The sequence below is a fragment of the Saccharothrix saharensis genome (assembly GCF_006716745.1).
In the GTDB taxonomy this organism is placed as follows: Bacteria; Actinomycetota; Actinomycetes; order Mycobacteriales; family Pseudonocardiaceae; genus Actinosynnema; species Actinosynnema saharense.
Window position 1 is genome coordinate 892772 of record NZ_VFPP01000001.1, and the last position, 22103, is coordinate 914874.

At 74.2% G+C, this 22103-nt stretch carries 14 protein-coding genes; 5 read left to right on the plus strand and 9 right to left on the minus strand.

The features are described from left to right. Window positions 1-26: 26 nt before the first annotated feature. The 3 genes from FHX81_RS03355 to FHX81_RS03365 all read right to left on the minus strand — a co-directional run bounded on the left by FHX81_RS03355 (window position 27) and on the right by FHX81_RS03365 (window position 2700). Entirely contained in the window at window positions 27-1244 is a 1218-nt protein-coding gene (locus FHX81_RS03355) for a beta-ketoacyl-[acyl-carrier-protein] synthase family protein (protein ID WP_141975151.1), read from the minus strand. Then, window positions 1241-1474 carry an acyl carrier protein gene (locus tag FHX81_RS03360; protein WP_141975152.1) on the minus strand — a complete coding sequence of 78 codons (234 nt, stop codon included), beginning with the start codon at window positions 1472-1474 and terminating at the stop codon, window positions 1241-1243. The genes FHX81_RS03355 and FHX81_RS03360 overlap by 4 nt, the downstream gene beginning before the upstream one ends. A 425-nt stretch (window positions 1475-1899) precedes the next feature. Next, window positions 1900-2700: a PaaI family thioesterase gene (locus tag FHX81_RS03365; RefSeq protein ID WP_141975153.1), complete on the minus strand. Its 801-nt coding sequence runs from the start codon at window positions 2698-2700 to the stop codon at window positions 1900-1902. Between the two features lie 371 nt (window positions 2701-3071). On the opposite strand from FHX81_RS03365, the gene trpB reads away from it, so the two are divergent. The 3 genes from trpB to FHX81_RS03380 are packed head-to-tail and all read left to right on the plus strand — an operon-like array spanning window position 3072 to window position 5833. Beyond that, a complete protein-coding gene (gene trpB / locus FHX81_RS03370; protein ID WP_425473799.1) occupies window positions 3072-4250 on the plus strand; it encodes a tryptophan synthase subunit beta in 1179 nt (392 codons plus the stop codon). Further along, window positions 4247-5044, plus strand: coding sequence for a tryptophan synthase subunit alpha (gene trpA, locus FHX81_RS03375; RefSeq protein ID WP_141975154.1), 798 nt, complete (start codon window positions 4247-4249; stop codon window positions 5042-5044). Before trpB ends, trpA begins: the two co-directional genes overlap by 4 nt. Window positions 5045-5062: 18 nt before the next feature. Continuing rightward, complete coding sequence (locus FHX81_RS03380) at window positions 5063-5833, plus strand: GntR family transcriptional regulator (RefSeq protein WP_141975155.1); 771 nt, start codon at window positions 5063-5065, stop codon at window positions 5831-5833. Between the two features lie 295 nt (window positions 5834-6128). Here the strand turns inward: FHX81_RS03380 and FHX81_RS03385 are convergent, their stop codons facing one another. The 5 genes from FHX81_RS03385 to FHX81_RS03405 are packed head-to-tail and all read right to left on the minus strand — an operon-like array spanning window position 6129 to window position 18303. After that, window positions 6129-7892, minus strand: a complete 1764-nt coding sequence (locus tag FHX81_RS03385) for a hypothetical protein (RefSeq protein ID WP_141975156.1) — start codon at window positions 7890-7892, stop codon at window positions 6129-6131. Beyond that, complete coding sequence (locus tag FHX81_RS03390) at window positions 7889-11449, minus strand: DUF5682 family protein (RefSeq protein ID WP_141975157.1); 3561 nt, start codon at window positions 11447-11449, stop codon at window positions 7889-7891. The genes FHX81_RS03385 and FHX81_RS03390 overlap by 4 nt, the downstream gene beginning before the upstream one ends. Next, window positions 11442-12602, minus strand: a complete 1161-nt coding sequence (locus tag FHX81_RS03395; RefSeq protein WP_141975158.1) for an ATP-binding protein — start codon at window positions 12600-12602, stop codon at window positions 11442-11444. The genes FHX81_RS03390 and FHX81_RS03395 overlap by 8 nt, the downstream gene beginning before the upstream one ends. Further along, a complete protein-coding gene (locus tag FHX81_RS03400) occupies window positions 12599-17425 on the minus strand; it encodes a hypothetical protein (RefSeq protein WP_246107606.1) in 4827 nt (1608 codons plus the stop codon). Before FHX81_RS03400 ends, FHX81_RS03395 begins: the two co-directional genes overlap by 4 nt. Then, a complete protein-coding gene (locus FHX81_RS03405; RefSeq protein WP_141975159.1) occupies window positions 17422-18303 on the minus strand; it encodes a DUF4132 domain-containing protein in 882 nt (293 codons plus the stop codon). Before FHX81_RS03405 ends, FHX81_RS03400 begins: the two co-directional genes overlap by 4 nt. A gap of 716 nt (window positions 18304-19019) precedes the next feature. Here FHX81_RS03405 and FHX81_RS40280 point away from each other — a divergent pair. Together FHX81_RS40280 and FHX81_RS03410 are read left to right on the plus strand one after the other, a co-directional pair. Further along, complete coding sequence (locus FHX81_RS40280) at window positions 19020-19181, plus strand: hypothetical protein (protein WP_170231913.1); 162 nt, start codon at window positions 19020-19022, stop codon at window positions 19179-19181. 315 nt (window positions 19182-19496) lie between these two features. Then, a complete protein-coding gene (locus tag FHX81_RS03410) occupies window positions 19497-20687 on the plus strand; it encodes a putative glycoside hydrolase (RefSeq protein WP_170231914.1) in 1191 nt (396 codons plus the stop codon). Here the strand turns inward: FHX81_RS03410 and FHX81_RS03415 are convergent. Further along, window positions 20646-22103, minus strand: a complete 1458-nt coding sequence (locus FHX81_RS03415) for an ATP-binding protein (protein WP_425473800.1) — start codon at window positions 22101-22103, stop codon at window positions 20646-20648. The two genes, FHX81_RS03410 and FHX81_RS03415, sit on opposite strands and share 42 nt — an antisense overlap.

The window sequence follows — 22103 nt, forward strand, 5'->3', positions numbered from 1 at the left end:
TGTCGTCCCCCTTCAGCACGAGCCGCTCACGGCTTCGCGATGGCGAGCACCGCGTTCTGCCCACCGAATCCGAACGAGTTGCTCAGCACGAGGTCGAGCGCGCGCGGGACCTCCGCGGTCGCCACGTCGATCTCCAACCGCGGGTCGAGCGTGTCGAGGTTCGCGGTCGGCGGAACGAGGCCGTGCTCGACCGAGAGCACCGAGAAGGCCGCCTCGGCCGCGCCCGCAGCGCCCAGCAGGTGCCCGGTCACGCCCTTGGTCGAGGTGACCAGCGGTTTGCCGGGCAGCAGCTCGGCCAGCAACCGCCCTTCCACCAGGTCGTTCAGGGGCGTCGACGTGCCGTGCGCGTTGACGTGGTCGACGTCGCCGGGTGCGGCGTCCGCGTCGACCAACGCCCCGAGCAACGCCGTCCGCACACCGCGTCCCCGCGGATGCGGGTTCGTGATGTGGTGCGCGTCGGCGCTCGCCCCGTAGCCGACGATCCGCGCCCGCACGCGCCTGCCCTCGGCCCGCGCGTCCCGGGCGCGTTGCAGCACCAGCACGGCCGCGCCTTCACCGGCGACGAACCCGTCCCGCCCGGCGTCGAACGGGCGCGACGCCGCGGCCGGGTCCTCCGTGGTGGACAACGCTCCCATGCGGGCGAATCCCGCCATGGTCAGCGGGTTGAGCAGCGCCTCGGCACCGCCCGCCAGCACCACGTCGCACCGCCCCGCGGTGAGCAGGTCGCACGCCGTGCCGATGGCGGTGGCGCCGGACGCGCAGGCGGTCGACACCACCAGATTCGGACCCAGCACGCCGAGGTCCATCGCGACCTGCCCCGCCACCATGTTCGGCAGGTGCATCGGCAGCAGCAGCGGCGACACGCCCGCGGCGCCCTCGCGGACCAGCACACCGTGCTGCCGCTCGAAGGTCTCGCCACCGCCGGACGCGGTGCCGATCACCACGCCCACCCGCATCGGGTCCCAGGCGTCGGCACCGAAGCCCGCGTCCGCGACCGCCTCGCGGGCCGCGACGAGCGCGAGCTGCGCGAACCGGTCGAGCCGCACCGCCCGACGGGCGCCGAGAAGCGCGTCGGCGTCGAAGTCCGGGACGCGGCAGGAGATCGACACCTCGTTCGCGGCGAGCGCCGGGTCGTGGGCCGCGGTCGAGCGGCCCGCACGCACCGCGGCCCAGCTCGCCTCGACGCCCACCCCGCCCGGCGTCACCAGGCCCAGCCCGGTGACGGCGATGTCGAGCCCGCTCACCGGCCGGCCCCGCGCCGCTCCTCCATGAGCGCCACGATGTCGCCCACCGTCTCCACGTCCTGCAGCTCCTCGTCGCTGATGTGCAGGCCGTGCTCCTTGCCCAGGACCATGGACAACTCGACCACGGCCAGCGAGTCGAGTTCCAGGTCGTCCTTGGTCGCCTCCGGAGTGACCTGCTCCGGCGCGATCTTCAAAGTCTCGACGAGAATGTTCTTCAAAGTTTCGTACACGACCACGGTCTCCTCACTCGCGTGCGTTTCACGGACAATCGGACAGCATGACCCCGAACACCGTCCCAGAGGGCCGCCGCCATCCGCTCAGTCACCGTCGACCGCAGCCCGAAGGATATCGGCAAGCGGTTTTGCGCGATGCGCGAAAACAATCAAACACAACGATTTCATCGTTTATCCAGCGCAGGCCCACACTCCCGCACCACTCATAAGAACACGCGTGTGACCAGCGCAAACAGCAGCACATCTCCGTGCGCACACCTTACCGCGCGCACGATCAGACCTTATGTGAACCCACCTCTACACGCACATTCGCCCCCCGATCAAAGACATCGCTGCCACACCACTACCTATACAGGTAATGGTATCGACGGCCGTTCGGACATGTCAACGGCCGAGCAATTGTTTTGACCGGCCGGACAGGCTCAGGCGAAGCGGTAGACCACCGAGCCGAGCGCGCACAGTTCACGCTCTTCGGCGGCGAACACCTCGATATCGCTCCAGTGCACCCGGTCGTCGTGGGCGCGAACGCGGGCGCGAGCCGTGAGGCCACCGGCCGGCACCTCTCCGAGGAACCGCGCTTGGAGGGAGACGGTGGCCCCGGTGCCCGACGGACGGGCCAGCGTCCACGGCACGCTCGTGCCGGCCACGTCGATCAGGGTCAGCACCGCGCCCACGTGGATGCGGCCGTTCGCGTCCAGGTTCCGCTCGGCAGGCGGCATGGTCACCTCGAACTCGCCGCGGCCCACTCCCCCTACCCGCAGGCCGCGGTCCAGCAGGAACGGCATCGTGCCCAGCGCACGGGAGAAGTCGCCGGGATCGGGGGCCAGGGGCGTGGCGGGGGACGCGTTGCCGCGACCCGCGCGCTCGGCGGAGAGGGTGCCGCCGGCTACGGCGACCACCTGCCCGTCCGCGTCGTGCACGGTCGTGCGGTGGAAACCCAACTCCCGGACGCGGCGCACGGTCGACGCGGTCGCGCTGAAGCCGTCGCCGCGCGCGGCTCGGACGTAGTCGATCTGGAGCGAGGTGTTCGTCGACCGGACCTCCGGGTCCGTGCCCTGGGCCGCGAGCGCCGCCAGTGCCGCGACGGCGCCGCCGTGCAGCACGTCGCCCGCCACCTGGGCGCGGTTCGAGCTGATCGCGACCCGCCCGTCCGCTCGACGAACGACGCCGAGGTCCCGTGAGAACGGGCTCTCGGTGAACCAGGTCGTCAAGGCGTCCGCCATGGTGCCTCCATCTCCCTCTGCCGGCACGAGTAGCCGAACCTTCTTACCACCATCGCGCCCGACGTCCGGACGAGCGCTCCCCGAAGTCCACAGTGGACTTATCGTGCGCGACGGCAGTGCCGGAGCGGACCGGATCCGGCTCACCCCACCCACGCGGACGGGAGTGCTCGGCTCGATCGCGGGGCCGGCACGTGCCGCGTTCCCATGGACAGCCGCGGTCGGTCGTGCAGGTCGTCGTCAATCGACGGCGAGGCCGACGTCGACTCCCCGGGCACCGGTATTCCGGGCAAGCGGCTCCCGGCGCCCCTGGCCACTTGTTGTCGTCTGCAAGCCGTTTGACGTCCGACACGCGGAGTTCTAGAGTTCTAGATGTGTTCACTGACGAGGTCACCGGCGTGATGCGCGCACCCGACGCGGCCGGTCGGTTCGGGAGGTTCGGCGGGCGCTACCTGCCCGAGGCGCTGGTACCGGCGGCCGAGGCGGTGGAGGTGGCGTTCCGCGAGGCGTGGGCCGATACCGCGTTCACGGCGGAGTACCGGCGGCTGCTGGCGACCTACGTGGGGCGGCCCACGCCGTTGACGGAGTGCGTGCGGTTGTCGGAGCGGTTGGGCGTGCGGGTGTTGTTGAAGCGGGAGGACCTCGCGCACACCGGGTCGCACAAGATCAACAATGTGCTGGGCCAGGCGCTGCTGGCCCGGCGCATGGGCAAGCGCAAGCTGATCGCGGAGACCGGGGCCGGCCAGCACGGCGTGGCGACGGCGACCGCGGCCGCGCTGCTCGGCCTGGCCTGCACCGTCTACATGGGACACACCGACGTGCGGCGGCAGGCGGTGAACGTCTTCCGGATGGAGCTGCTGGGCGCGGAAGTGGTGCCGGTGACGTCGGCGAACGGTGTCGGCACGTTGAAGGAGGCCACCAACGGCGCGCTGCGCGCGTGGGTGAACGAGACGGAGCACGCGCACTACTGCATCGGCTCCACGATGGGCCCGCACCCGTACCCGTGGATGGTGCGGGAGTTCCAACGGGTCATCGGTGACGAGGCCCGCGCCCAGTGCGCGGAGGTGCCGGACGTGGTGGTGGCCTGCGTGGGCGGCGGGTCGAACGCGGCGGGGACGTTCGCGGGGTTCGTGGACACTCCGGCCCGGCTGGTCGGCGTGGAGGCGGCCGGCGGCGCGGCGGTCGACAAGGGCAAGCTCGGCGTCCTGCACGGGTTCATGTCCCACTTCCTGCAGGACGAGGACAGCCAGGTGCTCGAAGCACACTCGATCTCGGCCGGGCTCGACTACCCGGGTGTCGGACCGGAGCACGTGCACCTCGCCGAGACCGGGCGCGTGCGGTACACGAGCGTGACCGACGAGCAGGCGTTGCGGGCGTTGAAGCTCCTCACCCGCACCGAGGGCATCCTGCCGGCGCTCGAGTCGGCGCACGCCCTGGCGTGGGTGGTGGACGCCGCCGCGACCGGTGAGCTGGCGGCCGGGTCGACGGTGCTGGTCACGTTGTCCGGCCGCGGTGACAAGGACATCCAGCAGATCAGGGAGCACCTGGGATGAGCGTGGGACTGGGCTTGCGGGCCGACGGGCGTCGGCTGTTGATCCCGTACGTGATGGCGGGGGTCGTGCCGGACTGGCTCGACCTGGTCCGGGGCGTGGTGGAGGCCGGGGCGGACGCGGTGGAGATCGGCCTGCCGTTCTCCGACCCGATGCTGGACGGGCCGACGGTGCAGCGGGCCTCCGCGCTGTCCGCCGGTCGGGGCGGTCGGCCGGGACCGCTGCTGGACGAACTGGCCGGGCTCGACCTGGACGTGCCGCTGGTCGTCATGACGTACGCGAACGTGGCTATGACGTTGGCGCCGGAACGCGGCGTCGGCGGGTTCGTCGACCACCTCGCGGCGGTGGGTGTGCGGGGTGTGATCGTGCCGGACCTGCCGTTGGAGGAGTCGGCGGAGTACCGGGCCCGTGCGGCGGAGGCCGGGGTGGACGCGGTGCTGCTGGTCGCGCCCGCGTGCGGTGACGACCGGTGCCGTGAAATCGCGCGGGCGTCGTCCGGGTTCGTGTACTGCATGAGCTCCATGCAGATCACCGGTGAACGGGCCGACCTCGCCCAGACGGCCCGTGAGACCGCGCGGCGGGTGAAGGGCATGACCGAGCTGCCCGTGGTGACCGGTTTCGGCATCTCCACGGTGCAGCACGCGGTGGAGGCGTGCGCGGACGCGGACGGCATCGTGATCGCTTCGGTGCTGATGCGGATGCTGGTCGACGGCGCGCCCGTCGCCCAGGTCGTGGAGGAGGTGGCCACGTTCCGCCGGGCGCTATCCTCCGTGCAGCACTCCCCGGTCGGGGGCTGACGGTCGGAGGGTCCACCGGTGAACGACGGGCGGCGCACGGGCCGCGAGTACGAGTCGCGGGTGCCCAAGTACCTGGCGATCTACCGGGTGCTCGCCGACCGGATCACCACCGGCCGCTACCCGGCGGACACGCCGCTGCCCGCGCAGCGCGAGCTGGCCGACGAGTTCGCCGTCTCGTTGATGACCGTCCGGCAGGCGATCCAGGCGCTGGAGGCCGACGGGCTGCTGGAGACCCGGCACGGTGTCGGCACGTTCGTGCGGCAGCCCGCGTTCGCCTACGACCTCACCGGGTTGCGGAGCCTGTCGCAGGACCTGATCGAGCAGGGTATCGAGCTGGAGACCGAGGTGCTGGACGCTCAGGTCGTCGTGCCGCCGGAGGACGTGAGCGCCCGGTTGGGTGTCGGCGCGGACGGCCGGGCGCTGGCGGTCAAGCGGCTGCGCAGCACCCGGTCGGTTCCGCTGCTGCTGCAGACGTCGTACCTGCCGGAGGCCATCGGGGCGCGGATCGACCCGGACGACCTGCGCCGCCGGTCGCTGTACCTGCTGCTGCAGGACATGGGACAGCCGGTGCGCGAGGCGAGCGAGACGATCCGGGCCGTGGCGCTGTCCGCGGCGCAGGCTCGTGCGCTCAAGCGCGAACCGGGTTCACCGGCCCTGCTGAGCATCCGGCTCAGCCGGAGCGAGGACGGCACCCCCCTGGTGGACGACCGCGCGCTGCTCGTCGGCGACACGGTGATCACCGCGGAACGTGCCGTGACCGGGACGAACTTCGCCTACGAGCACCACTGACCGCCCGGCTGGACCTCGACGTACGCGACGACACGCGCCACCGACGGTTCCTCGGCGCCGGCTCGCCGAGGTGGTATGCGTGCGCCCGTCACCTCTCGGCGCGCGATCGGGCCGCGCACCCGGCGTCGCCTGTCCGAAGCGTGACCCGACACGACGTCGGCACCGCCGAGCCGCGGAACGCCCGGCGGGCGATCCGGCGCACCCCGTCGGGCGTCGTGCGGCGGTGTCCGAGCGGTCGGCCCCGGTCTCGTGCTCGGGCGTGGTCCGCGTGGCGGTCATGGTGGCCGCACGTGGCTCACCCGTGCTCGACCGCGGCCAGCCACGCGCGGCGGGCGGTGGCGCGGGTGAACTCGCGGACGTGCAGACCGGCGCGCAGCCACGCGAACGGGAAGTCGTCGCCCTCGTCGCGGACCACCCGGCCGAACGCGTCCCGGCCGCGGTCGCGCGAGGCGTCAGCCAGGTCGGCCAGCAGGCTCGCGGTGGTGGTGAGGCCGTTGCGGGCGAAGGCGGCCACCTCCCGTTCGGCGGAGGCGACGGCCGCCACGGCCCGGCCACCGAGCGCGATGCGGTGCACCACGTTCTCCAGCGGGCGGACCGGGCGCGGGACGCGATCGGTCGGTTCGGGTCGCGGCGGCAGTTCCCGCGTGCCGTCACCGGCGACGTGCGAGCGCTGGAGCTGGTCCAGGCCGAGGTCGACGTGGTGGCGCAGCTCGTCGGGCAGGTCCAGGTCACCCTCGACGGCCAGCGCGACGGCGGTGCCGGGACAGTCGGGCAGCAGGCGTGCCACGGCACGCAACCGCAGGCCCGGTGCGGTCGCGAGGACCCGCAGGTTCTCCCGCGCCCGGTCGCGTTCGCCGACCAGGTCCACGTGCGCCTCGCCGACGGCCAGTCGCAGCGCGTCGCCCGCAGCGCCCAGCACGATTCCCGCCACGAACAGCAGGTCCGCGCCGGCCGCCCGGTGCGAGTCGGGTCTGGTGCGCGCGTGGAAGGCGCGCGTGACCTGGTCGGGCAGCGGTTGCGCCCACAGTCCCGCCAACGGCGGCTCGCCCCACGACGCGGCGGACGCGGCCACCGCGCGGACGGCCTTGCCGGCGCCGAGCCGGTGGTCCGGCGACGCCGTGCCGCCCGACAGCAGCAGACCGCCGCGGCCCAGCGCGCGCTGGCTCAGCCCGGACTCGCCGATCACCACCGGGCCGCTCGCGGCGGCGGCGACCCGTTCCGCGCCACCCGGCATGATCGCGGGCACGGTCCACAGCGCGCCGCCGTCGTCCACCAGGTGCGTGACGACACCGGCGTAGCCCGACGCGGCGACCACGACCTCCGTGCACAGGCCGTACAGGCGCAGCGAGCCGATGGGGCGGTACTCGCGGCGGGCCGTGCCGCGCAGCTCGGCCACCGGGCCGGTGGACGTGCGCAGGTCGTGGCACAGCAGCATCAGCTCGACCAGTTCGGCGGTCAGCACCTCCCGGTCGAACGACGGGTCGCCCGCCCGTGCGGCGGCGAGCGTGGCGGCGATGCGCAGGCCGTTCGCGGCGGCCCGGTGCAGGCCCGCGACCCGTGCGGTGTGGACGGCGCGCAGCAACCCGGCCCGCACCACCGCGCCGCTGCCGGTCGCGCCGGCTCGCAGCACCGTCGCACACGCGTGCCACAGCACCGCCGCCGCCGCGCGCTCGCCATCGGACGGCGTCTCGTCCGCCGCGTCGGCCGCGTCGGCCGCGTCGGCCGCCGGGACGGCATCGGCGGTCGGCTGCCGGTCGGGGACCGGCTCCGGCACGCCGTCCGCGACCTCCGCCGCGGCCACGGCGATGCCGCGGTGCAGGCACTTCGGCGCGAGCAGGCAACTGCACACCAGGTCGTCGGCCGCCGTGAGCGTGCCTTGGCGCAACGTCCAGGTGAGCGTGGTCTCGGCGTCGAGCGTGACGCCCGCCGTGTCGGCGTCCACCGTCACGGTCCACTCGGCCACGCGTCCGAGGGACGCGTCGACCCGCTTGCGCAGCCGGGGCGGCAGGGTGTCGAGCACGTCACCCACCACCGCGGGGAACACCGGTGGCACGGTCATCCGCGCACCTTCTCCCCCACCCAGCGGGCCAGTTCACGCGGGCTGAGCGCGGCGACCGGCATGCCCGCCGCGACCAGCGCGCCCGCTACCGACGTGGAGTAGCGGGCGACGCCGCGGTCGTCGAGGCTCGCGCAGCCGAGCACCGTCACGCCGGACGTGACCAGCTCCCGCACCTGCGCGACGAGCGGTCCGACCGGACCGCCCTCCTCGAAATCGCTGACCAGTACGACCATCGTCCTCTCCGGCACGGTCACGAGGGAACGGGCGTGGCGCAACGCTCCCGCGATGTGGGTACCGCCACCCACCCGGACCTCCAGCAGCAACGACAACGGGTCGGCCACCCGGTCGGTCAGGTCCACCACCTCGGTGGAGAACGCGAGGAAGTGCGTGGACAGCGCGGACACGCCCGCGAACACCGACGCCGTCAGCGCCGACCACACCGTGGACGCCTCCATCGAGCCGGACACGTCCACCACCAGCACCAGCCGCCAGTCGTTCGCCTTGCGCCCGCGGGTGCGGAACACCGGCCGTTCCGGCACGACCACCACCCGACCTTCGGCGTCACGACGGGCGGTGGCGAGGTTCGCCCGCAGCGTGCGCGGCAGGTCCAGCCGGCCACCCGGCCGCCGCGTCGGCCGCGGCAGCTGGATGCCGGTCAACGCGGGCTTCACCCGGTTGGCCAACTGCTCGGTCAGCTCGCGCACCAGCCGCGCCACCAACGGCCTCAGCCGCGCCAGCGCCGACTCCGACAGCCCGCCCGCCAACGACAGCACGTTCCGCAGCAGGTCGACCGACGGCCGGACCGACCCGGGGTCGATCTCCAGCGCTGCCTCCAACCGCCCACCTTCCGCCGCCGCGGCCAGGACTTCCTCGCGGACGCCCTCGCCGAACAGGTCGCGCAACTCCTCCGACCACTCGCGCACGTCGGGGAACGGGGACGACCGATCGGCGCCGAGCTCACCCCGCGCCGCACCTTCACCACCGTCGCGCCCGTACAGCTCGTCCAACGCCGCCGCGAACCGCCCGGCCCCCGCGGGACGCTCGCCGCGGGCCCCGAGCACAAGCCGCCATCGGACCTCGGCGGTCAACGCACCGGCATCGGACAACCCGCGCCGGCCCGACGCGCCCGGTCCGCCGGGCACCGACGGCCCACCGGCGCGCACCGCCACCGCACCACCGCCCGCCGTTCCGCCGGCCGACCCCGCGGACTCGCGGGACATCCCGCCACCGGCAGCGGACTCACCCGCTGTCCCGACGCCGGTCGCCACCGGGCCCGCCGACGCCTCAGCGCCGCCGGCCGACAACCCGTCCCGGCCGTCCGCCGCCGGCACGGCGGACCGGTCACCACGCGCGGACCGCAGGCCGTGGGCTCGCAGGACTTCCACCGCGGCGTGTTCGGCGTCCAGCCAGCCCGCCAGCAGCTCCGGGTCCGGCGCACCCACCGCGTCCACCCGTTCGCCCGTCCGCTCCTCCACCACCGCCAGCACCCGGGCTCGAGCCGCCGGACCCACCGACGTGAACGCGCCCCGCAACGCGGGCAGCCGGTCGAGGAAGTCCCGGTCGCCCAAGCCCTCCACCCGGTCCAGGAACGGCGTCAGCGCCTCCGGCGTCTCCAGCAACGGCCCGGCCGCCGCCAGCACGCCGGTCAACCCCCGCCGCAGCACGCCCCGGGCCTCCGGTGTCGTCGCACCGTCCACCCAGGACGCCACGCGCTCACCCAGCACCGGAGCCGGCGTCAACCCGAGCAGCACCCGCGCGGCACCCGCCGCGCCGGCGATCAGCGGCGCGCCCGAGTCGGCCAACGTCCGCAGGCACGCCGTGAGGCGCAACCCGTGCACCTCCGGCCGCATCCCCAGCTCCACCAATGCCCGCGCGTCCGCCACGTCGTCCGACCCGGCGAGCCCGTCGAGCTGCGCCACGGCCGCCGTCTCCAGCTCCCGCGCCAGCAACGGGTGCCCGTCGAGCACGTCACCGGGAGTCCCGGGCACGTGACCGGCGCGCAACCGGTCGAGCAGGTCCAGCGCCGCCAGCAGCTCCCGCAACGTCGCCGACGACGGCAGCACGGTCGCCGCGTCACCCAGCAGCACGTCCACCATCGCGGGCAGCCCGCACAGCGACGCGTCCACCAGGTCCCGCAGCACCGCACCGGGAGTCTGCTCGCGCTCACCGCGACGCGCGCGCAGCCGGCCGAACGCGGCCAGCTCCACCGTCGCGCCCCACATCCCCGCCACCGGCAACGTGGCCGCCGTCGCCGGTGTCCAGGCCACCGTCCACCGGGTGGTGAGCGCGTCACCCCCGCCGACGCCCGTGGTCGCGGTCTCCTCGGCGTAGGTCACGCCCAGCACGGTGAGCCGCCGCAACGCCACCTCGCGCCGCGCGTCGAGCTCCGACCGCAACGGGTCCAGCCGCAGCGACACCGGCTCCGGCGAGTCCGGGCCTGGCAGCCGCAGCGCGGCGACCAGCGACTCCACCGCGGGCGCGAGGCCCGACCGGGGCGTGCCGGGCGCGAGCACCCCGGTCCGCCGCCCGACCAGCACGTCACCGGCGGCCCGCGCGACCACCCGGCCGCGGCCCAGCGGCTCGGCGTGGGTCAGCACGGTCTGCACCGCCTCCACCAGCTCGCCGCGGCCGGGCGCGGGCAGGCCGCGCAGCCGGGCCAGGTCGACCGCCAGCCGCAACACCTCCCGCGCCTCACCGGGACCGGCCGGGTGGCCCAGTTCCCGCACCCGCGCGCAGATCCGCACGATCAACGACGCGGCTGCGGCCTCCACCGCGCCCGGGTCGCCCGCCGCCTCCAGCACGGCCTGCTGCCACTCGGGGTCGCGGATGCCCGCCGGGTAGCCGGACCTCTCGTCCAGCAACGCGAACCCGTACGGCACCAACGACGTGACGACGTCGGCGGACCCCGGCTCCGCGGAGTCCACCGGGCCGTCCAGCAACGCGGCCGCGTGGAACGACCCCACGACCGCCGCGCACCGCCGGTCGCCCACGTCCCGCACGGCCCGCCGCATCCACGCCTCGCGGCGCAGGTCGTACGGGTCGACGACGGCGTCCTGGCGGAACGCCCAGCCGACCAGCAACGCCGCGCGCCGCACCGCTTCCGGTGTCTGGCCGGGCGCGGCGGCCTCGACCAGCCGGTCCCACAGGTCGTCGCCGTCACGGCCGGTCGTCGCGCCGCGCAACGCGTCGGTCAACGGCGACGCGCTCCGCTCCCGCGCCCGGTGCCCCTCGCCCCGCAACGCCAACGGCAGGTCGCACGGCCGCACCTCGACGCCGTTGCGGCGGGCCCAGCGGATCGCGGCCAGCTCCGGCGAGAAGTCCGCGAACGGGTAGAACGCCAGCTCACCACCGGGAGACGCGCCGGACAGCGCGACCGGCGTGACCAGGTCGGGGTCGGCCAGGAACGGCAGCCACTCCCCCAGCTCCTGCGGCAGCTCCACCAGCAGCACCTCGGGTGCGAACTCGTCCAGCAGGGCCGGCACCACCGCCGCGAGCGCCGGCGAGTGGTGCCGGACCCCGATCAGGTACGGGTGCCGGTGGTCGGCCGGCTCACGCATCGAGGACGTCACGGAGTTCCCACAGCCGCCGCCAGGTGCGCGCGCCGGACTCGGCCCGCCGCCGGACCGCGCCGTCCCAGTAGCCCAGCAGCCGGGCCGCGTCGCTCGGGTCGTCCTTGCGCACGACGCCGAGCAGGTGGCCGGGCAGCAGCGACAGGGGGTCCCGATCGCCGGGGAAGTACGCGCCCGCCAAGCCCAGCGAGGTCGCGACCGACACCGCTTCCGCCGTGCTCATCACCGTGGACGGCCGCTCGACCGCCCAGCCCTCCTCCGACACGCCGTTGCGCAGGTCGCGGAACGCCGTGACGAGCACCTCCAGCACCACGTCGTCGACCGCGAACGGCGCGCTGACCCGGTCCAGCGCGGCGACGGCCTGCCGTCGCACCAGCTCCGTCTCCGCGGCCAGGTCGCCGATCGGCCCGACGGTTTCGAAGTTGAACCGCCGCTTCAACGCCGCCGACATCTCCGACACGCCCCGGTCCCGGAGGTTCGCCGTGGCGATCACGGTGAAGCCGGGCGCGGCGTGCACGGTCGCGCCGTCCGGGCCCGCGAGTTCGGGCGCGGACAGCTCCGGCACCGCGATGCGCCGGTCGGACAGGATGGACACCAGCGCGTCCTGCACCTCCGGCAGGCAGCGGGTGACCTCCTCGACCCGCACCACGCCGCCGCCGCGCATCGCGGTCAGCACGGGTGACGGCACGAGCGCACGCGGGCTCGGGCCTTCGGCCAGCAGCAACGCGTAGTTCCAGCCGTAGCGCAACTGGTCCTCGGTCGTGCCCGCGGTGCCCTGCACGACCAGTTGGCTGCTGCCGGACACGGCGGCGGCCAGCAGTTCGGACAGCATCGACTTGGCCGTGCCGGGTTCGCCGACCAGCAGCAGCCCGCGCTCACCGGCCAGCGTCACCACGGCCCGCTCGACCAGCGCCCGTTCGCCGACGAACTTCGGGGTGATGACCAGCCGGGACGGCACGCCGTCCACCGACACGCCCTTGGGCAGCGCCAACGGCTCACCGCTGCCCATCACGAACGTGACGACGGCCCGCGGCGTGAGCCGCCACCCCGGCGGGCGGGGGCCGCTGTCGTAGGCGGCCAGGAACGCCAACTCCTCGCGGTGGGCGTCCTCGGCCGGTTCGACCTGCCTGGGTGCGGTCACCTGCGTCCTCCGGTCTTGAGCTCTTCGTAGGCGGGCGCGTCGCCGTCGAGCACCCGTTGCCAGGCGCGGGCGAACAGGTCGGCCACGGGTTCCCGCGGCACGATCACGCCGGGTTGGTCGGGGGTGTGGTCGAACATCGGTGCCTTCCACGACTCCAGCGGCACGTGCGGCGCGGCCAGCGCCAACCACCCGCCGGGCAGGAACAGCGACCGCCCGGCCCGGGCCCGCTTCGCGGTGAGCACCAGGTCGGTCTCGGCGAGCGCGGCGCGGGCCTGGCGCAGCCGGGCGGGCTTCCACCCGGTCCACCGGGCCACGTTCGCGTCGGTGGGGTCGGGCAGCGCCAGCAGTTGCAGGTACAGCGCGGCCGCGTCCTCGGTCAGGTCGAACCGCGTCGCGACCTGCGCCACCAGCTCGGGCACGGACAGGGTCGGGTCCTGGTGGTAGGCGGCCGGGTCGACGCCCTCCGGCGCCGGGACCGCGCACACGGCGGTGAGGCGGTCGTCGGCCAGCCGGTCCAGCATCCGCAGCACGTCCTGCCGGCCGCTCAACGCCGTCACGGCCTCCATCAGGTCCCGGTCGGCCGGCCCCACCTGGCCGGGCCGCAGCACCAGGTGGAAGTGCGCGTCGCCCGCGCGGGCCAGCTCCAGCCACTCGCCGTACTGGTAGCGCCCGCCGTCCTCGGGCAGGTCGGCGCCGAGCAGCGCGGCGAGCCTCTCCGCCGCGACCCACCGGCCGAGGTCCACCGCGAAGCCGGGGTGCGCGACCCGCTGCCGCGCCATCGCCAACGCCTCGGGCAGCCGGGCGCGCAGCGGCGAGCCCGCCGGGAGCCGGTGGGCCAGCCACAGCAACGCCTGCGGCACGGCCCACAGCGCCGTGCGGTCGAAGCCGTCCCGGTTGCGGGCCTGCAACCCCGAGCCGGTGAACGTCAGGTCGGCGTCGACGGCGAGCCACGGGGTGGAGTCCGGGTTGACCACGCCGGTCACGTACTCGCCCGCGTTCTGCAGGTTCAGCAGCTTCGCCGCGTCCACCAGCACGTCGTCGGGCACCGCGGCCCGGTGGCCGTACTCGGCGGTCCACACCTCGGCGACCGCGGCCACGTTCGGCCCGGTCGTCCACAGCTCCGCCGGGTCGGCGGGCACGGCGGCGGCGACCAGCCGCAGCCGGAAGCCGTCGTCCTGTCGGCGGAACCGCTCCTTGGCCGCCTTGGCGCCCGCCGCGGACAGGCCGAGCAGCCGGCGGTCGGCGGTGGCCAGGAAGTTCGCGTCCCGACGGTCAACGCCGGGCATGCCGGCCAGCAGCAGGGTCGCCTCGGCCGTGCCCAGGCCGGTGAGCTCCACCAGCGCGGGCACCGCCTCGGGGAACCACGGCGCGGGCCCGCGCTCGGCGAGCACCTCCAGGAACCGGGCCACCCGATGCGGCCCGAACGGCGTGCGCACTTCCTGCGACCGCTCGAGGGTCCAGTCCTTCGGCAGCTCGAACGCGCCCGGCGTGCGGCTGAACTGCACGCCGTCGAACCGGCTGCCCGGCTCGTGGCGCCACCGCGTCTCGAACAGGGCGATGAACCCGTCGCCGACCGGCGTGACCCGGTCCTTGGGGTTCGCCTCTCCCTTGTGGACGGTCACGGCGACGGTGCGCCAGTGCCCGGCGGCGTCGGCCAGGCCGCAGTCCGCGATCGACCGCAGCACGAGCGCCAGCGCGGCCCGCTGGTCGTCCGGGGTGAGCGGGGACGCGGCGCGGTGGGCCAGGGCGGGCAGGTGCGGCAGCACGTCGAACCAGCGCGGCGCGTTCGACACCGGCAGGGACCGGCCCTCGGGCCGCAGGACCGCCTCGGTGAGCGCGGCCAGCAGCGCGGGCAGCGCCGTCGGCACCGGGCCGCGCGAGTTGTAGGACCGGTAACCGCCGAACCAGTTCAGCGCGGCGTTGACCTCGTCCTCGGTGACCTCCGGGCCGGTGGGGGCCAGGACCGGGTCGACCTCGCGGGCCGCCGCGGCGAGGTCGGCGTAACCCCGGAAGGAGCGCTCCAGCACGGCGGCGCGGCGGACGAGGTCCACCACGCCGGAGACCAGCGCGGGGTGGGTGAGGCCGGGCAGGGCGGCGGTGACGACGCCGGCGAGGCCGTCGCGCTCGCCGCGCACCAGCGCCTTGAGCCGCTCGCGCACCGTGCGCTTCTCCCCCGTTTCCGCGCGTGCGGCGGCGAGCATCCGCTCCACCGCCTCCCGCGTCACGCCGCGCAGCGCCGCCGACCCGGCCTCGTCGCGCGGCCGCAGGAGGTGCCACCAGTCCAGCGGCGGCACGAACGGAGTGCCCGTCGCGTACGGCGGGTGCTGGGCGGCGGACGACACGGCGGCCAGCCGGGTGCCGTCCCGGTCGAACAGCACCATCGACTCGCGCCCGCCGGTCAGCACGACCTCCGCGCCGCCGGGCAGCCGCAGCACACCGGTCGGGCAGGCGGCCAGCCGCGCGCGGCGACCGTCGACGCCTTCGCCGACGTGCGAGCCGTCCGCTTCCCGGCGCACCCGCCAGCCGTGCAGGCCGTCCGCCGCGCCGAGCGGGCTGCCCACCGTCCCGGCCACCGCGGGCCGGAGGTCGCAGCTGCCGAGGACCAGCGTCGTGCCGTCGGCGGCGAAGTCCTCCACGAACCGCGGCAGGCTCGCCCGACCGCGCTGACCGGTGGCCGGGTCGACCTCGAACCAGCGCCACGCGTGGTCGTGCCACAGGCCGGCCCACAGCGTGGTGCCGTCGCCGTGCACCTCACCGGGGGTCGGCACGACCGTGTCACCGCGGTGCACGACCCGCGCGCCGGCGGTCCGGCCGCCGTCGGCCTGCGCGATCGACGCCGACGGCGTGTTGTGCCGGTAGTAGCTGCGGTCGCTGTCGCCCATCGCGAAGACCTGGTCCGGCGCGTCGCTCCAGTACGCCAGCTCGCCGTCCGGCCCCTGCCAGCGGACCAGCAGGACGCCGTCGAACCAGGACGCGCTCGGCGCGAAACCCCAGCGGTGCCGGGCGTCGGCCGGGATGCGGGAGACGTGCTCGGCGAGCACGCCGTCCGGGCCGATCACCACGAACGTCTCGCCGCGCCGCAGCACGAGCGCGGGCCACCCCTCGCCGCACACCACCACGCCGTCGTCCTTGGGCGTGCCCGCGTCCGCCAGGCGTTCGACGGCCTCCTCGAGGGCGGGCCACCCCAGTTCGTCGAGCAGACCCGCGCGCAGCGTCGTGTGCAACGCGGCGGCGACGTCGGTGCCGGCCAGCCGCTCGGCCGCCTCCGGCACGTCCACGTACGCCTCCGGCACCCGCAGGACGCTCAGCTTGTCGAGGTGGTCGGCCAGGTCCGGCAGGCCGGTGACCGCCACGCGATCGACGTGCGAGCCGATCCACGAGCTCAGCGCACCGCGCAGGCCCGGCACCGCCATCACCGACGACAGCACGTCCAGGGCGACCGCGCCCGAGCGGGTGTGGGAGCGGGCGTGCGCGACGACGCCCTCGCCGAGCGAACGGCCGAACCGCTCGGACGCGGCCAGCGCGGCGAGATCGCGCCCGCCGGGTGCGTCGTCGGCCAGCCAGCCGCCGACGTCGAGCTGCTGGTCCCGGTCGGAGGCCGCCAGCGGCACGTTCCGCGACACCATCAGGTCCAGCACGTCCAGGTCGCCCTGGCGCCAGTAGCGCAGCGCCCGCACCGGCACGGCGTCGGCGACGAGCCGGTCCGCCATCGCCTCGACCAGCTCCAGCAGCCGCACCGAGCGCGCCGTGCCGCGCCACCCCGACGCGCGCACCGCCAGGACCGACGACAGCCACTCCGCCGGGTTCGCCTCGACCTCGTCCGGCCCGATCAGGGCACGCGTGGCGCCGCAGGCGGTCAGGATCTCCAGCCACGTCTCCAGCACGGACTCCGAGTCGGGCACGAACGCCAGCAGCCGGCCGCGCACCCGCGCGTCCTCGGTGGCCAGCGCCACCAGCGAAGCGCGGTAGGACTTCCAGAACGCGCCGCTCGCCCGGCTGATCGCGGAGGTGTCCAGGATCGCGCGCAGCAGCCGCCGGTCCTCGGCCGCGAGGTCGCGCTTGGCGACCTTGGCCAACCGCCGCAGGTCCTCCGGCATCCCGGTGTAGGGCGGCAGGCCGCCCCGCGTGCGCTCGACGCACAGGGTGAAGAACAGGTCGTAGGCCGCTTCCGGGTCGTGCTTGCGGGCCAGGCCCTTGGCGTGCGCGGACAGCGCCTTGGCGGTCAACGCGCCGGCGAACGCGAACTCGAGGAACACCTCGCGGGTGCGTTCGGGGTCGACCGCCAGGTCGTGCACCTCCTCCGCCTCGCGCGCCTTGCCGAACATGCTCGCCGCGTAGGTGGTGTTGCCGTGCTCCAGGAAGATCCGCCCGGCCTGCTCGTAGAACGTGGGCAGGAAGTGCGGCGCGGACCGGCCGAGCATGGTGCCGAGCCGGGTGAAGCCGTCCTTCGCCGCGCCCGCCTTGGACTTGGCGGTGCGGGCCAGCCGTTCGACGTCCTTGACCAGGTTGAGCGCGTGGTGGGCGTTGGCGGGGTCGTGCACGAGCGCCCAGGCGGGGAAGCCCATCGCGCTGCGCTTGCCGGTGCCGACGTCGGCGACCCGGGCCGGCGCGTCGAAGCCGAGGTACTCGCAGGTCAGGTCTTCGGCGCGGCCCAGCACGGTGGGCACGAGCCGCACCACGACGCGGTCGTCCAGGCCGGGGTGGGCGTAGTGGCGGGCGGTGACGGTGTCGCGGTCGTCTCCCACCTCGGCGGTGCCGGGCAGCACCGCGCCCGCGGCGATCAGGGCTTTCGGGCTGGGCGCTTCCGGGTTCAGGGCGTTCACGGGGCCACCACCGCTTCCTCGACGACGCGACCGGCGTGGATCGCCGCCGCCATGCGCATCCCCTCGGACCACGCGACCGGTCCGACGTCGGCGAGCGGCAGGGCGGTTCCGTCCGCCAGCGCCCACCTCAGGTCGCCCGTCCACGCCTCGCCCTCGGGGTAGTCCGAGCCGAGCCAGTACCGGGCCTCCACGGCCCGGCCGTCCTCGAACGCGGCGTAGACCGCGTCACCCCCGCGCACCGGGTAGCCGAGCGTGCGGCAGCGGCTGAGCGCGTGGTTGAGCTGCTCGAACTTGCCGCCGGCGAAGTCGTCGACCGAGGTCTTGCCGGCGAGCCCGGCGGGGCGGGTGTGCGTCTGCCGGAACAGCTGCTGCACCTTCTGCTCGACGGCGAGCTCCGCGCCGAACTCGCGCAGCTCCTCCAGGTCCTCCAGCAGCACCGGGTGCGGGATGGACACCACCTCGGGCTTGAGCCGCCGCGTGTCACCGTCGAGGGTCACCACGCCGAGCCCGCGCTCGGGGTCGGCGTCGCGCAGGAACCCGGTCTCCGCGCCCGTGCCGTCGTCGGCGGTGACGACGAGGTCGCGCAGCGCCTCGGCCCACGCCGCGTCCGCCCAGACCTCGGCGATCAGCGCCGCCGGCACGGGCAGCGAGCGCACCATCCAGCCGTCCACGGCGGACAGGCACTCGGCCCGGTGCCTGGCCAGCCACTCGGCGAGCTGGCGCAACTGGACGACGCCCGGGTCGTCCTTGAGCGACGCGGGCACCGAGGACAGGAGCTTTCCCTTGCCGTTGCGGCACTGGACGCGCCCGTTCTCCCCGAGCCGCACCTGGTACCCCGAAGCGTGCCCGGATTGAGATCGGACATCGAGCCAGCCCACGGTTCCTCCTGCGAGTCGTTCACGACGGTGTGGCGCGGAGGGTAGCGAGCGGGTCCGACAAAACGATCGGCATCGGCGGGTTCGTCGCCTCGCCGTGACCGGACGCGCGCTGCCGGAAGAACGTCGACGTGGGTGCAACCGCTGGTCGAGGACGTCCTGGCGACCGTCCACTCGGACCACGTCTCGCGTTCCTCGGGCGGTCCGGCGCCTTCCGGGCCGGGTGTCGTCAGTGGACGATCAGCGTGACGACGGCGACCCCGGCCATGGCGAGGAGACGTCGGAGTACGCACCGCCCCCGTGCCCGTCGTGGAAGGGGGTTGGCCCCGGCGCCGCCGCTCCGCTGCCGGACGGGTGCCCGCCCGGCCCCGGGCCGACCGGGCCGCCACGTGTCGGCAACGCGGAGGCGTGACGTCCCGCGGTGAGGTTCGTGCAGGCCAACGGGAGACCCAGCACACCGGTGCCGGTGCGCGGCCGTCGGGCCACGGGGAGGTCCGCCGGTGCGGCCGGGTGCCCCGCCGATGTCGCCGCGACGCGGCGATGGCGCGCACCGGGCGGATCGGCCGCGTCCTGACCGCCACAGCGCGGCCGCAGAAGGGCTCGTCGGCCCGGAGCCTGGGCGACCCGGTCGACCGGCAGCGCGCCCGACGGCCGGCGCCTACCTCAAGTCTTGCCCAAATCAGGTGCGAATGTGACCGGCGTCTCTCTAACCTTCTCCCATGAGGCTGCTGCTGTGGATCGCACTCACGTGCGCGCTGGCGGTCGAGGGGGATGTGGTCCTTCCGCTGCTGGCGGGTGTGGCGATCGTCGGGTGCGCCGAGGTGCGCCGCCGGTCGCCGCGACCGCGCGCACGACGTCGCCATGATCTTCTCGCCAGTTGACCGGAATACTCGCGACCAATAGAGACGGACGATTTCGTGCGTAGTGTGGCGCACGTTACTTGACCTGCCGGACGACCAGCGGTTTTACTGCGGTCGCGCATTCGCCTACTGACCGGTAGGCGATCATCGCGACCGAATCGAGGGCGGGCGCGCCCCTTTCTCCCCGTTGTGCGCGACATTGCCGTCGTGATCCCCAGTGGGTGCCGCCTGCCGTAAAACCGGGAGTCCGGCATGTCCCCCCATCGGAATGAACGCGGCCGTCACCGGCCCACCCGCGGCGGCCGAGGCCGCATACTGCTGTCGACCTTGGCCGCCGTGGCCACCGCGGCGGCGCTGCTCGCGCCCGCGGGCACTGCGAGCACCGGCGAGGACGCGGGAGGAGGTGGGCGGGTGAAGTCGTTCTGGTTGCACATGAGCGACACACCGGTGACCGACGAGATGCTCGCCACCGAGGCCCGCCGACGCTCGTACATCGTGCTCAACGCCTGGCAGGGCGACCTGCTCGCCAAGCTGAAGGCGGCGAACCCCGCCGTGCAGGTCTTCGTCTACAAGGACCTGTCGTCCACCCGCTCGTACGCGTGCCGCGACGGCGTCGACGACGCGGACCTGCCCGCCGGCGTCGGCTTCTGCACGGCCGAGCGCGACCACCCCGAGTGGTTCCTGCTCGACCAGGGCGGCAACCGGATGGAGTACGACGGCTATCCCGGGCACTGGCAGATGGACGTCGGCAACCCGGCCTACCAGGACGCCTGGGCCGCGAACGTGGTCAAGAGCAGCGTCGCCACCGGGTTCGACGGCGTGTGGATGGACAACGCGCTGTTCCCGTGCGACGCCTACCACCCCGGCGTGTGCCCGGCGAAGTACCCGACCGACTCGGCGTTGCAGGACGCCTACGTGTCGATGTTGGCCAATACCCGCGACGAGTTCGTCTCGGCCGGGTTGAAGACGGTCGCGAACCTGTCCAACGCCCGGCTGCACGGGAACGCCTGGAACACCTACACCGAGTACCTCGACGGCGGCTTCGACGAGTGGTGGCTGGCGTTCGACGACGACAACCTGTTGTCGGAGTACGCCGACGGGTGGAGCAAGCAGGTGGCCGAGATCGCCGACAACGAGGCCCGCGGCAAGATCACCCTGGTGCAGCCGCACCACAGCGAGGCCGGTGACCGGGCGTACCGGTTCGCGCTGGCCAGCTACCTGATGGCGGCGGGCGACCTGGCCGCGATCGCGAGCATCGAGCAGACGGACGGCTACGGCGACCCGACGCCGTGGCACGCCGAGTACGACTGGGACCTCGGCGCGCCGTCCGGGCCGTACCGGTCGGTGGGCACGAACCTGTTCGTCCGCGACTTCGCGTGCGGCACGGTCGTGGTCAACGCCAACCGCACCGACAGCCGGTCCGTGACCGTGCCGCTGGACGGCGGGCACGTCACCGAGCGCGGCACGTCGGTCACCGAGGTCTCGCTAGCCGGCACCTCCGGCGCCGTCCTGCGCAAGCACTGCTGACGGCGGCGTCAGCGGCAGGTGGACCCGGAAGCGGGTGTCACCGGGCTCGGATTCCACCCGGATGTCGCCGTGGTGGCGCTCGACCACGATCCGCCACGAGATGTCCAGGCCGAGCCCGGTGCCCTCGCCGACCGCCTTGGTGGTGAAGAACGGCTCGAAGATGCGCCGCTTCACCTCGGGCGGGATGCCGGTTCCGGTGTCGCCGACCTCCACGACCAGGTCGTCAGCGACCCGGGACGTGCGCACGGTCAGCGTGCCGAGTCCGGCCATCGCGGCCACCGCGTTGTCGACCAGGTTCGTCCACACCTGGTTGAGCTCGGCCGGGTAGGCGGGCAGCGGCGGCAGCGTCCGGTCGTAGTCCTTGACCACGCGCACGCCGTCGCGGAGCTTGCCGCCCAGCATCACCAGAGTGGAGTCGAGCAGGTCGTGCACGTCGACCACCTGGAACGGCGCCCGGTCGACCTGCGAGTACTGCTTGGCCGCGCCGACCAGTGTGGACACCCGGGTGGTGGCGTCCTCGATCTCGTTCATCAACGTCTCGGTCTCGACCGTGTAGGCCAGCCAGCGCACGGCGGCCTCGGTGGCGGTCCGCGGGCACAGCGCCGCCGCCCGGTCCAGCCACTCGACGCCCAGCCCGCCCGCGACCAGCACGGGCGCCAGGTCCCAGCCGCCGGTGACGCCGTGCGCGTCGAGCCAGTCGGCGACCTCGTCCTCCAGGTCGGCGGTCTCCATCGGGCCGAGCTTGGGCGCCTTCGCCACCTGCTCGACCGCGCTCTCCTGCAGCTCCACCAGCACCGGCAGGGTGGCCGGGTCGATCGACCCGCTCGCCAGCAGCGCGAGCTTGTGCCGCATCCCGGCCACCCGCTCCCGCAGCGCGCCGGTGGCCCGCACCGCGGCGGCGGCCGGGTTGTTCAGCTCGTGGGTCAGGCCGGCCGACAGCGAGCCCAGCGCGAGCAGCCGTTCCCGCTGGCTGACGATCCGCTCGGTGTTGCGCATGCCGAAGAACAGGCCTTCCAGCAGGTGGATGGCCATCGGGAACCAGGAGCGGAACATCGCGCCGAAGTCGTGCGCGGGCAGTTGGTACAGCCGCACGTCGGTCACCGCGTCGGCGGTCATCTGGTAGGCGGTCTTGGCCTCCGCGTCGGCGCCCAGGTACGCCTGGGTGGCGCCGAAGTACGCGCCGCGGTGGTCGGTGCGGTTGGTCTCCACGCGTTGGCCGCCGATGACGCGGCTGAGCGCGACCGTGCCGTCCAGCAGCACGAAGAAGCAGGTCGCGGGCTGTCCCTCGCGCAGCACCTGCGTGCCGGCCGCGTGCGTCTCCACCTGGCCGTGGGCGACCAGCCACTCCAGTTGCGCCTCCGACAGGTGCTCGAACAGGAACAGCCCGCGCAGGTCGTCGACCGCCAGGTTCTCCAC